The 12,443-nt window shown below is 54.0% G+C and carries 9 protein-coding genes; 3 read left to right on the forward strand and 6 right to left on the reverse strand.

Translation table 11 applies throughout. The annotated features are described in order from the left end of the window. Window positions 1-27: 27 nt before the first annotated feature. Window positions 28-1,545 carry a threonine ammonia-lyase, biosynthetic gene (gene ilvA, locus JW499_RS08165; RefSeq protein WP_205210140.1) on the reverse strand — a complete coding sequence of 506 codons (1,518 nt, stop codon included), beginning with the start codon at window positions 1,543-1,545 and terminating at the stop codon, window positions 28-30. 155 nt (window positions 1,546-1,700) lie between these two features. On the opposite strand from ilvA, the gene rpiA reads away from it, so the two are divergent. Further along, the gene (gene rpiA / locus JW499_RS08170; RefSeq protein ID WP_205210141.1) at window positions 1,701-2,372 is read left to right on the forward strand and encodes a ribose-5-phosphate isomerase RpiA; all 672 of its coding nucleotides are present in this window, start codon (window positions 1,701-1,703) and stop codon (window positions 2,370-2,372) included. A gap of 96 nt (window positions 2,373-2,468) precedes the next feature. On the opposite strand, the gene JW499_RS22650 is transcribed toward rpiA, so the two are convergent. After that, window positions 2,469-2,597: a hypothetical protein gene (locus JW499_RS22650; protein ID WP_269814550.1), complete on the reverse strand. Its 129-nt coding sequence runs from the start codon at window positions 2,595-2,597 to the stop codon at window positions 2,469-2,471. 336 nt (window positions 2,598-2,933) lie between these two features. Here JW499_RS22650 and JW499_RS08175 point away from each other — a divergent pair, with 336 nt between their 5' ends. Further along, window positions 2,934-5,828 (forward strand): DUF748 domain-containing protein, encoded by a 2,895-nt coding sequence (locus tag JW499_RS08175; protein WP_205210142.1) that lies wholly within the window; start codon window positions 2,934-2,936, stop codon window positions 5,826-5,828. 29 nt (window positions 5,829-5,857) lie between these two features. On the opposite strand, the gene JW499_RS08180 is transcribed toward JW499_RS08175, so the two are convergent. Both JW499_RS08180 and JW499_RS08185 read right to left on the reverse strand, forming a co-directional pair. Next, window positions 5,858-8,320: an ABC transporter permease gene (locus JW499_RS08180; RefSeq protein ID WP_205210143.1), complete on the reverse strand. Its 2,463-nt coding sequence runs from the start codon at window positions 8,318-8,320 to the stop codon at window positions 5,858-5,860. Window position 8,321: 1 nt separating this feature from the next. Further along, entirely contained in the window at window positions 8,322-9,008 is a 687-nt protein-coding gene (locus tag JW499_RS08185) for an ABC transporter ATP-binding protein (RefSeq protein ID WP_205210144.1), read from the reverse strand. A 67-nt stretch (window positions 9,009-9,075) separates the two neighbouring features. Here JW499_RS08185 and JW499_RS08190 point away from each other — a divergent pair, with 67 nt between their 5' ends. After that, window positions 9,076-9,624, forward strand: coding sequence for an arylesterase (locus JW499_RS08190; RefSeq protein ID WP_232846294.1), 549 nt, complete (start codon window positions 9,076-9,078; stop codon window positions 9,622-9,624). On the opposite strand, the gene JW499_RS08195 is transcribed toward JW499_RS08190, so the two are convergent. Both JW499_RS08195 and JW499_RS08200 read right to left on the reverse strand, forming a co-directional pair. Further along, window positions 9,539-11,254 carry a histidine kinase gene (locus tag JW499_RS08195; protein ID WP_205210146.1) on the reverse strand — a complete coding sequence of 572 codons (1,716 nt, stop codon included), beginning with the start codon at window positions 11,252-11,254 and terminating at the stop codon, window positions 9,539-9,541. The two genes, JW499_RS08190 and JW499_RS08195, sit on opposite strands and share 86 nt — an antisense overlap. Before the next feature lie 169 nt (window positions 11,255-11,423). Next, a complete protein-coding gene (locus JW499_RS08200) occupies window positions 11,424-12,419 on the reverse strand; it encodes a branched-chain amino acid aminotransferase (RefSeq protein ID WP_205210147.1) in 996 nt (331 codons plus the stop codon). Window positions 12,420-12,443 lie beyond the last annotated feature (24 nt).

Consider the following 12,443-nt stretch of genomic DNA (forward strand, 5'->3'; position numbering starts at 1 on the left):
GAAGGTGCGTTTTTTATGCAGGTTGTGTCAGCCCAGAAATAGTTTATATGCCGGGTTTTCGGTCTCTTCCCAGTAGTTGTAACCAATATCATCGAGAAACTGAGTCACTTGCAGACGCTCGTCTTCTGGTACCTGCAAACCGACCAGCACCCGGCCGTAGGCGGCGCCATGGTTACGATAGTGGAACATGGAGATGTTCCAGCGACCCCCCAACTTTTTCAGGAAGTTCATCAGTGCGCCGGGACGTTCAGGAAATTCAAAGCGGTAGAGAATTTCATTGGTAACTGAGTCAGGAGCATGACCGCCCACCATATAGCGAACATGGAGCTTGGCCATCTCGTTGTCTGACAGGTCAATCACTTTATAGTCTTCGGATTTCAGCTCTGCGAGCAGCTCTGCCCGGGCATCGGTGCCGGACCGTAACTGGACCCCGACAAAGATCTGAGCATCATTATCATCAGCATAGCGGTAGTTAAACTCGGTGATGTTGCGTTTGCCCAGCGCGCTGCAGAACGCTTTAAAACTGCCGGGTCTTTCCGGAATCTTAACGGCGATAATCGCTTCCCGGTTTTCCCCCAGCTCAGAGCGTTCGGCAATATGGCGCAGGCGGTCGAAGTTGACATTGGCACCGCTGTCAATGGCGATCAGGGTCTGGTTTTTGGCCGCTTCCCGGGCCACATATTTCTTCAGACCGGCAACGGCAAGGGCACCGGCAGGTTCGGTAATTGAACGGGTATCTTCGAAGATATCCTTGATAGCAGCGCAGATCTCATCGGTGTTGACGGTGATCACTTCATCAACAAACTGCTGACACAGCTCGAAGGTGTTCTCGCCGATCTGGGCTACTGCGACACCATCGGCAAAAATACCGACCTGGGGCAGAATCACCCGCTCGCCCGCTTCCAGGGCGGCTTTAAGGCAGGCTGAATCTTCTGATTCAACGCCGATCACCTTTGTTTCCGGCCGTAAATACTTGATATAGACCGCGATACCTGAGATCAGGCCGCCACCGCCTACCGGAACGAAAACCGCATCGATAGGGCCACTTTCCTGACGCAGCAGCTCCATCGCAATGGTGCCCTGTCCCGCGATCACATCGATATCATCGTAGGGGTGAACGTAGGTTAAGCCCTGCTCTTCAACCAGCTTGAATGAGTGGCGGGAGGCTTCATCGAAGGTTTCGCCGTGCAAAACCACCTTGCCGCCCCGTGCCCGGACACTGTTAACTTTAATATCCGGGGTGGTTTTGGGCATCACTATTGTCGCTTTAACCCCGAGGATTTTGGCGGACATCGCCAGCCCCTGAGCATGGTTGCCAGCCGATGCCGCGATAACACCCCGTTTACGCTCCTCCTCGGTCAGTTGAGCCATCTTATTGTAGGCACCCCGGAGTTTGAAGGAGAATACCGGTTGCAGGTCTTCCCGTTTCAGCAAAACCCGGTTGTCCAGACGGCTGCTGAGACTGGTCGCTTCATCAAGTGGCGTTTCGATGGCTGCGTCATAAACGCGGGCATCAAGAATTTTCTTTATATATCGGTGAGCCATGGGGTGCTTTCAATCTGTTGCTGCGGTCCTGCGTAGGAGGCAGTGTGAATAAAGCGTTAAATGGTAATCTCTGAGAGAGTTTTCGTCTATAAGATATCGATCAATCAGCGTATAATCTCGCCAGTTAACGACACTTATACGGGGTTTCCCAAAATATGACACAGGATGAGATGAAGCTGGCAGTCGCCCAGGCTGCAGTGGCCTATATCCAGCCGAAACTGAGCCGCGATTCAATCGTGGGTGTTGGCACGGGTTCCACGGCGAACTTTTTTATCGATGAGCTGGCAAAGATTAAGCATCTGTTTGAAGCGGCTGTCGCCAGTTCAGAGGCCACTGCCGAACGTCTCAGAGGCCACGGTATTGAAGTGTATGATATGAACTCGGTTGATCAGATGGAGGTGTATGTCGATGGCGCCGATGAGTTCGATGGCCGACTGAATCTGATTAAGGGCGGCGGTGGCGCACTGACCCGGGAAAAAATTGTTGCTGAGGTGGCCAAAGAGTTTGTCTGTATCGTCGATGAGACTAAGAAAGTTGATCTGCTGGGGGCGTTTCCGCTGCCGGTGGAGGTGATTCCGATGGCCCGGTCACAGGTGGCACGCAGGCTGGTGCAACTGGACTGTATGCCGGTTTACCGGGATGGATTTGTGACCGATAACGGCAATATCATCCTCGATCTGCATGGTCTGGAGATCGAACAACCGCACGCGCTGGAAACCGAAATTAATAATATCGTTGGTGTTGTCACTAACGGTTTGTTTGCCCGACGCGGCGCCGACGTCGTGCTGATGGCAACGCCGGAGGGGGTTGAAACCCTTACCCGGTAAGTCAGATGGTCACCCGCGGACAATAAAAAAGGCCTTCAGAAGAAGGCCTTTTTTATGTTTAACCGTAACGGCTTCAACCGTAGTACAGTGCTTGAATTACATCGCCTGTACTACATGGCTCCAGCCAATAATGGCAGGCATGCAGATCCACGCCAGAGCGCCAGCGTTGATCAGGAGCCAGACTGGACCTGAGCTGTCACGGAAGTTTTTGTCATGGTTTGCCATGATTATTCACCCGTAGTCATTGATAGAACTGTTATGAACCGCACTGCTGCGTGCCTTAGGGCATCTTTTATAAACGGTTCGGGGCGCGATTCTACCAGCTAGTCGCTTTTCTGGATAGCGATAATTGGTCTTAATCCTTATGCCACCCGTATACCTCCGGGATAATGGTTTCGGCGCCGTGATTTTCATCAGGCCCGGTGCCCTATACCTGTCGCTGAATCAGCGGCTTAGCAGCATCACTCGTATCAGGCTGTCTGGACAGGTCAGCTCCCCGACCCTGAGACAACCTGCTAATATCTAAAGATATCGGATCAGAACTGCAGACGGACAGATAGTATGAGTGTGAAAAGGGTTGTGCGTGGCATTGTTATTATCGTGTTGGTTGTTTTCTTAGGGCTGCATACTGCGATTCAACTGGGACGGGATTACGCCGTTCAGTGGTTGCTCGATCAGGGGGCCAGCAGTGCCAGGATCTACTCAATATCTGTCAACTGGTTTACCGGTCAGGTAGCGCTGCACGGGGTATCGGTTATTACTCCTGACCAGCCGGCGCTTCGTCTCGATCAACTGGTGGTCGATCTCGATTATGCGGCGCTGATGCAGCAACGCATCCTGATCAGCGATCTGACCCTGCAGGGCGTTAGTCTGTTTCTGCACGAACAGACGGAGGCCGAACCGCGTCAGTTTTATCTTGGCCCGGTGGCGCTGCCGGGGGCCTCTTCTGACAATCCTGAGGTGCCCCCGGCCGAACCTTCCGCCTGGCAGTTTGGCCTGGCACGTCTGAATATTTCCGATTTTAGCTGGCGGTCACAATTGCAAGAGGGGGATCACCAGCTGCGTATCGATAGCGCGGAACTGGATACCTTTTATACCTGGCAGAAAGAGGCGATTACCCATCTGTCTATTCAGGGGGCTATCAATGGTGCCGGGTTTAATCTGGCGACACAGGGGCAACCGTTACCGGCAACCAAACGTTCCGAACTGCATCTGAAACTGGATCGGCTACCGTTGCACTCTTTTACCGCCCCCTTCGTACCTGAGTTGCAGGCAATCCTCACCACCGATCTGACGCTTGCGGTTGTTGCCGGTGAGCAGATCAGTATTACTCAGAGCGGCAATGTTCAACTGGATGATTTTAGTTGGAAGCAAACCGGCCTGGATCTGGATCAGCAGACGCTTATCTGGAATGGCCTGACCGAGTTTAAGATGAGTGCCGGTAAACCGGAGTCCGTGATGGTTGAGGGGGAGCTGAATATGGCTGCGTTGGGGCTGGTGGCTGATGCACTGAAGCTGCAGCTTGGCGAGAGCCGCTGGCAGGGTCGCACGGAACTGAGTTTTGGTGAAACGGGTATTCGGCAGGTGGGTGTAAAAGGTCAGTTGGGTATGACCGGGCTGGATGTTGATAGTGAGGCCAACAATCTGACGTTGCAGAGTGGCGAGTGGCAGGGTGATACCCGTGTAAACTTCAGTGCTGATGGTATTGATAAGGTCGCAGTGGATGGGCAGTTAAACATGGCTGCAGTAGACCTTATGGGTGATGATGGCCTGAAGCTGCAGTTGAGCAGCGCGGCCTGGCAGGGAACAACCGGGCTGGGTTTTAATCGGGCCGGGGCTGAACAGGTTGATGTGAAAGGGCAGTTGAAAACCCGTCAGTTGTTGTATCAGATGGCTGATCGCATGCAGGCCAGAGTGAATTCGATTGACTGGCAGGGCGACGGTATCGTTTTGGCGTTGCAGCAGAAGCCGGTGACGATCAACGGTGAAAAAGGTCAGCTGGACCTGGCGGGGGTCGAAGTGAAGGCGCTGCAGGGGGATCAGCAACTGGTCACGTTAAACCACGCGCAGTTCAGCGATATCGGTTTGGCGCTGCCGGAGAAACTCAGCCTGAGAGCGTTGAAGGCCGACGGGATCGCACTGTCTCCGCGGGCTGACGCGACTCTGGCAACATTGAATCTGAAACTCAATGATGTTGATTTGGCGCCTGGCAAAGCGGTCTCGATTAATCGGGCTGAGCTACAGGATTTACAGTTAAATGAGCAACTCAGTGCCGCGAAGCAGCCGCTGGGTGTGTCTCGTTTGCAGCAGGGGATTGACAGTTTGCTGCCGTCGGCAGAAACCAGTAACACAACCGCCAGCAGCTCCTCTGCTGCGGGCGCTGAGCCGCCATTACGTGTACAGGTGAAGGAGCTGGTTATCAGCGGGGACAGTAAGGCGATGTTCACCGATAACTCGACCTCGCCCCCTTTCCATTCTGAGATTCTGATCGATAAAGCGCTGTTACAGAGGCTGGATAGTGGCAGCAAAACTCCGGCAACCTTTGATCTGGCACTGAAAGTGGGAGGCTTCACCACCCTGACGCTGAACGGTGAGACCGATCTTGTTGGCGGTGGCGAAAATGCCAGTTGGAAAGGGGCCCTGAAGCAACTGGAACTGCCCCGGCTGAGTCCCTATAGTATCGAGTATACCGGTTATTATTTGCAGAATGGACAGCTGCAGCTGAACAGCTCAGGTAGCCTGGAGGGTGGAAAGATCAGCGGTAAAAATGAGATTAAGATCCATCGTTTAGAAGTGGAACCTGCGGATCAGCAACAGATGGCAAAATTCAGCAAACAGTTGTCGATGCCATTAGGTACTGCGATCTCTGTTTTGCAGGATAGTGATGACAATATCGATCTTGATGTGCCCATTAGCGGCTCACTGGCAGACCCGGATTTTGGTTTACAAAGTATTGTTAGCCGGCTCGCCGGCAAAGGCCTTAAACAGGCCGCTTTCAGTATCCTGCTCAAATCTCTGCAGCCCTACGGCACCCTTATCAGTCTGGCGGCCAGTGCGGCCAAAGATGGCAGCTTTATTACCCTTGACCCGGTGGTGTTTGCTCCCGGTAGTGCCGAGCTGGATGATTATGCGCAGGGCTATCTGACGAAAATTGAATCGATGATGACTGAACGCAAAGGGATGCGACTGAATATCTGCGGTCAGGCAGTACAGCAGGACCAGGCGCTGATCCGCGCCGCCCTGGAAGCGGATAATAAGAAACGTGACAAACCGTTTACACCGGAGGAGCTGGCGGCATTGGAGAAGCAGCAACTGGAAGCGCTGGCGCAGCAGCGCTCGGATCGGGTGAAACAGCAACTGACGCAGAAGATCCCCGGAGAGCGACTGTTCAGTTGTTTTCCGGTCCCCTCTCTGGATGATCCTGAGTTGAAACCTACTGCGACCCTGGGATTGTAACAGGCCGGCAGTGAGTTGCCCGCGCTATATCAGTTGGATTGCAGCTGTCGGTAGCCGCTGTGACGGTGGCTGATCAGTGCTGCAAGGGTAAACAGCAGCATCCCGGTTAGCGGCAGGATAAGCCAGATCCAGGGATGCAGCAGCAGAGGAAGATTCAACAGTCGATAGCTGATCAGGCCGGTGATTATCTCCGTTAACACAGCGGCCATCGCGCCGCTGGCGCAGCCCAGCAGGGCAAATTCGAGAATATCCAGTTGCCGGGTTTGTGCTGCGGTGCTCCCCAGCACCTGTAACAGGGCGTTTTCGTGACGCCGCTGTTCCAGTTCCTGTGATACCAGAAGTTGCACCAGAACGATGCCGGCACACAGGGTTATGCCAAGGATCAGGGTCGATGCCTGAATCAGGCGATCGATCAGCTCACTCGCCTGATTGATCCACTGACTGACATCGATCAGCGTCAGCGAAGGGAAACGTTTGAGCAGTTCGCGGCTTAACCCCGCCTGCTTATCTGATAACCGGAAACTGGTGATATAAGTCTGTGGATAGTTCTGCAGCACACCAGGGCTGAAAATCATATAGAAATTTGGCCGGAAAGAGCGCCACTCAACTTTACGGGTGTTGCTGATCGTCGCGCTAAACGAATCGCCTCCCACCTCAAAGGTGATTTTGTCGCCCAGTTTTAAACCGAGATTGGCTGCCAGTTGCTGTTCGACGGAGATCAGACCCTCCTGAGTATCAGCGGGCCACCAGGCACCACTCACCAGTTCATTGTGCGCTGGCGCTTTGGCTAACCAGCTCAGGTTTAGCTCGCGCTTTAAAGCATTGTTTTCCAGCTGATCCTGATCCAGAACCCGTTCTGGAGGCTGGCCATTAATTGCGGTGATCCGACCCCGTATCATTGGATAGAGGTCCGTTTCTATTCCTGAATCCGTAAGAAACTGGCTTAGCGGTTGCAACTCCCAGGGCTGGATGTTGATAACAAACTGATTGGGGGTGTTTACCGGTAGCTGAGCTCGCCAGCGGTTAACCAGCTCGGTCTGGCTGATCAGCAGGCTGCATAGCAATGTCAGTAACAGGCACATAATACCCAGCTGCACCCGGTGCCACTGACGTTGCTGGCGGATGCGGTAACTGAGCAGACGTCCCAGGCGAAACCGTCGGGCTAACAACCGGCCAGCCGGGGGCAGCAGCAGGCTGGCACAAAGGCCGGCCAGCAGGATGGTGACGACGCTTAACAGCGTGGCGGCAAGGGCATGGGTGACCGACCCCAGGTAGAGGGCAATCACGGCACCTGATAGAAACAGTATAACCAGCCGGACGGGCCAGCTGAGCCCCTGATGGCTGAGCTGATCATGGCGCAGCAATCCCATCACTGGAATCCGGCTGATCTGCAGTAGTGGTGAATAGCCTATGGCCAGCAGTAACGCCAGGCTCAGCAACGGGCCGGTAGCGGTTAAGCGATAATCGGGGGAGGGTAGCCCTGAGGGGAGCAGCGGCTGTAGTACGGAGCCGGTCAGTTGCAGCAACAGCAGACCTGCGATCACGCCGATAAGGGCGGCCAGCAGCCAGCCAAGCAGCAACTTTATCAGATATAACTGCAGTATCTGTCGTGGTTTCATTCCCAGGCTCTGCAGCAGGGCGCTGCGGCGATACTGTGCGCTGCTATAGCGCCTCAGGCTGAGGGTGATCAGCAGACCACACAGCAGTATGCCAAACAGGGAGGTCATACGCAGAAAGCCTGACGCGTTTTGCATCGCCCCGGATGCCAGCGGCTGATCTTCATAGACTGACCAGAGCCGCTGTTGTGGTGTCAGGGTTTGCTGCAGTCGGGCGTGAAAATCCCTGATCTGCTGTTCCGGGCCGCTGAACAGCGTCCGGTAGCCGATCCGGCTACCCGGCTGAATCACCCGGGTGGCGGCCAGGTCTTGCCGATTGATCAGAAGTTGCGGGCTGAAACTGCGAAACCCGGTGCCGCGGTCGGGTGAGCTGATCACAGCCGCGGTAATTTTCAGCTGTGAATATCCCAGCGTGATGGTTTCGCCAACACTGATCCCCAGCCGCTCTAACAGTTGCTGTTCGGCCCAGGCGGTCCCCTGAGCGGGTATCCGGGTCGATTGAGGGGGCTGGGTAACGATCTCCCCCCGGAGCGGATAGGGGGAGGCGACAGCCCTGACAGAACTCAACAGCATCTGCTCATCGGTGCTCACCATGGTGGAAAACTGAATGACGCTGCTGTGTTGCAAACCCTGCTCAGATGCCGCTGTCAGCAGGTTGGTGGGGATTGGCTGACTGTCACTCAGGCTGAGATCGGCCCCCAGCATTAACGCGCTTTGGCGGTTCAGCCCTTTTTCCAGCTGATTGCCCAGCAAGGTGAGGAAGCTGGCCAGGGTTGTTGCCAGGAACAGCGCCAGTAGCAGTGCCCGCCACTCAAAGGTTCGCAGGTCGGATCGGCTCTGTTTCAGGGTCAGACGGATAAGTTGTGATGATCTCATCCTATTGCTCCTGCAGACGTCCGTTATGCAGGTAGAGTCGCCGCTGGCAGCGTTGGGCCAGAGAGGTATCATGGGTGATCAGAATCAGCGTGGTGTTGAGTTGCTGATTGAGCTGAAACAGCTGCTCAATGATCTCGGTGCCGGTTTGTTCATCCAGATTACCGGTGGGCTCATCGGCGAATAACAGACTGGGTTGCGTGGCAAATGCCCGGGCGATCGCGACCCGCTGCTGTTCCCCGCCGGAGAGACGCGCGGGGGTATGCTGGTGTCGCGCCTGAAGGCCAACCCGGTCAAGCCAGTCTGCAGCCTGCTGTTCAGGGTAGGGGTGCCCCTGTATTTCCAGGGCTAACTGGACATTATCCAGCGCTGTCAGTTCCGGCAATAGCTGAAATGACTGAAACACAAAGCTGATATGGTTGGCCCGCATTTCGGCACGGGAGTGCTCATCGAGTCCGGCCAGTGGCTGACCCAACAGTTCAACTGAGCCTTTACTTGGTTCGTCTAGTCCTGCCAGAATACTTAGCAGGGTCGATTTGCCTGCGCCGGATGGGCCGATAATAGCGATGCTCTCGCCAGCCTCGGCGCGCAGGCTGATATCAGTAAAAATATCCAATCCACCGCTCTGGTCTGCAAACGTTTTCGCCAGGGCATTGGCAATCAATACAGCACTGGGTTCGGGAGTCATCATGTCATCTCTTTTTGGAATCATCTTGTTACTGGTGTCTAGCTTAGCATGGAGCGGTACCGTTTTAGTCATGGGTGACAGCCTTTCTGCTGCATACGGAATACCTAAAGACAGAGGCTGGGTCACACTGCTTGAACAGCGGCTGAACGATAGTCAGTTCGACTATCAGGTGGTTAATGCCAGTATCAGCGGAGAGACAACCCATGGCGGTATTACGCGTTTGCCCGCCCTTCTGGATCAGTATCAGCCAGACATCGTACTGCTGGAACTGGGGGCCAATGACGGTTTGCGGGGGGCTCCTTTGCCGGTTATAAAGAACAATCTCAGTCAGTTGGTGAGTCAGTCTCAGTCCGCCGGAGCCCGGGTGTTGTTACTGGAGATGCGTATACCGCCCAATTATGGCCCTCGCTACAGCGACGGCTTTAGCGGGCTCTTTGCCCAGGTAGCGGAACAGCGGGGCGTGCCGATGGTGCCGTTTTTTATGGCTTCAGTGGTGTTGCAACCGCAACTGATGCAGGCGGATGGTCTGCACCCTAATGCGCAGGCTCAGCCGGAGCTCCTTGATCAGGTATGGCCCTTTCTGAAGCGCTTGTTGCCGCCTCAGAACCAAGCGGGATAACCACGATTATCCGGATACCCCGGTCGTGATTTTTACTGATCTGAAACACGCCTCCCAGCGCTCTGACCCGTTCGCGCATACCGATCAGACCAAAGCCCTTTTTGAAGGCATCCTGTTCGATATCGAAACTGCAGCCATCGTCACTGATCATAACCTCCAGACGGTCGCCACTGATCTCTTTTCGTTGTCCCTGTGAGGTTCTGTGAATATCAAGCCAGACGTTGCGCGCCTGAGCGTATTTGATGATATTGCTGAATGCTTCCTGCACCAGACGGAACAGTGTGATGTTGTAATCTTCCGACATCTCGTTGAGTGCACCGCGGTAGTCATGATGCAGGGTGATGCCATGTTCGGCTAAGCGGTTAGAGACAATACACTCCTGAATCGCGTCAATCAGGCCCAGATCGTCAAGGGCAGACGGGCGTAATGCCCGCATCATTCCATAGGTAACATCATAAATATTCTGAGCGATCGCATCGATCGATTCGGCTGTCTGGTTGACCAGGCTGTTCTCTTCCGGGTGCACCCGCTTGAGGATTTTGGCATCGGTTCTGATCGCTGTCAGCGATTGCCCCAGTTCATCATGCAGCTCGCGTGACAGGTTGCGCCGTTCCTTTTCCTGTACCGCCAGCACCTGATGGGTCAGGCGACGATTTTCCACTAACTGTTCCCGTAGTTCGCGGGTACGGGTATGGATCCGCACTTCCAGTTGCTGACGTTCATTTTTCAGCGTCTCGTAGATGGATGAGTGTTCGATAGCCGCTTTCACTTTCTGCCGCAGATAGGCAGTCAGCATAAAATAGACCGCGAGTGATGCTGATAACAGGATCAGCAACATCCCCAGGTTGATATTTTTGGGGCCGAACTTATGCACAATTTTGATCCTGAACGACTGGCCAAAACGAGTGACGGTGCGCTGCTCTTCAAGGGTGGGGAGCCAGATAGGCAACCGGGTGGTTGCTTCTGAAAGATGCTGATCAAGAATCTCACCATTCTCATCCATCAGGCTGATACTGGCATGTTCGGAAAGGAAACTGGTGTTTGGCAGCATCCCCTCAGTATCAATGATCAGTGATGCGATATAGAGGTTGTCGGCTGAGGGGGCCGTATTGCGTTCAAAGAACGCCAGGAACAGACCATATCCGGTTTTGTTGTTGTCCAGAGTGAAAGGGGGGGAGGTCACCGGCTGATGATACTTACGCACGAAACGGATGGTTTCGGTAAACACAGGATCAGTCAGCAGATCTTTGTTCAGCAGATAGCGGGTATCCGGGTTGAGGGGTTCGATAAACGTGATGGGAAAGCGGACACTGAAGTCATCCCGGGTCGGGTCAATACGGAAATCTTCTGCTCTGCCAAAATTGCTGCCGTCCACTTTCTGCTGTCGTTGAATCTGCAGCCTTTCGATATGTGGGTAACGTTTGCGCATCTCGTTGGCAAAGCTGCGAATCGATTCCTGATCGTTGGGTGATGATGACACCAGTACGGTAAAGCTCTGGAGCAGCACTTCATTAATATAGGCTTTTTCGTAAATCGATGAATATACGAACTGCGCATCATTACTGAGATCTTTTTTGAGCCTGCTGTAGTCAGCATACAGGCTTAGCCCTGCCATCATAAGGGTCAGCATTAACCAGCCCGTGGTAATGAAGGGAAAATAGCTTCTTTGCATCGGTGTTGTTGTGTTCCGTGATCAGTTTATGAAATCCATATCATCGGCTAAGTGTAAACTATTTATTCCCAGAGCCAAAAAAAAAGCGCCGAAGCACTTTTTTTGTGTGTGTGGTGACAAACCAACCTCAGATGCGGGTGAGCCAGCCGTGGGTGTCTTCTGCCAGACCCCATTGAATATTGTTCAGTGCCTGACGCAGTTTCAGGGTTGTTGCGCCGATACCGCCATTGCCCACCGGGTGCTCTTTACCCTTGTGAATCAACGTGCCAACCGGAGTCAGTACCGCTGCAGTCCCTGACAGTGCTGCCTCACAGCCCGGTTTGGCTGCGCGCTCCAGTAACTCATCAATCGTTAACGGGCGTTCCTGGACATCCATACCCAGATCCCGGGCGATGGTCAGAATGGAATCGCGGGTCACGCCATGCAGAAAGCTTTCATCCAGTGCTTTGGTAATCACCTGATTGCCATCGATCAGCAGAAAGTTGGCGGCGCCGGTTTCCTGAACATCGCCACCGGGGCAGAACAGCACCTGGTCAGCATTAAGTTCCTGTTTGGCTTTCATAATCGGGCGTAGTGCGCTGGCGTAGTTGCCACCACTCTTAATCATTCCCATGTGGGCGGCGCAGCGGGCACCGTTCTCTTCCAGCAATAGCCGTAGCGTGGTATCGCCTCCGGCAAAATAATCCCCCACCGGCGACAGCAGAATATACTGGCAGGAGGTGACAGAAGGGGTTGCAGCCTTACCAATCGCTGGCTCTGTGCCGAAATGGGTTGGGCGTATATACATTGAACCCGGAGGCTCTGGTACTTCATCCTTAAAGCGGCTAACAATATCGATAATCATCTGACCGGTGGCGGCTTTATCTATCTCTGGCAGAGCCAGTAACTGGCTGCTTTGAGAAAAGCGCTCGAGATTACGGTCCATGCGGAAGATATTGATTGATCCATCCTGATGACGGAACGCCTTGAGGCCCTCAAAACAGGTGCTGGAATAGTGCAGTACATGTGCTCCCGGGTGCAGCTGCAGGCTATCGCTGCTGACGACCTCAGCTGCGCTCCAGCTGTTGCCATCAAACCAGGAGATTGCCATTTCCGGCATAAACACAGTTCCAAAAGCTGCCATTGGTTACCTCGAAAAGATAATAAG

Origin of the sequence: Amphritea pacifica (assembly GCF_016924145.1) — a bacterium.
GTDB lineage: Bacteria > Pseudomonadota > Gammaproteobacteria > Pseudomonadales > Balneatricaceae > Amphritea > Amphritea pacifica.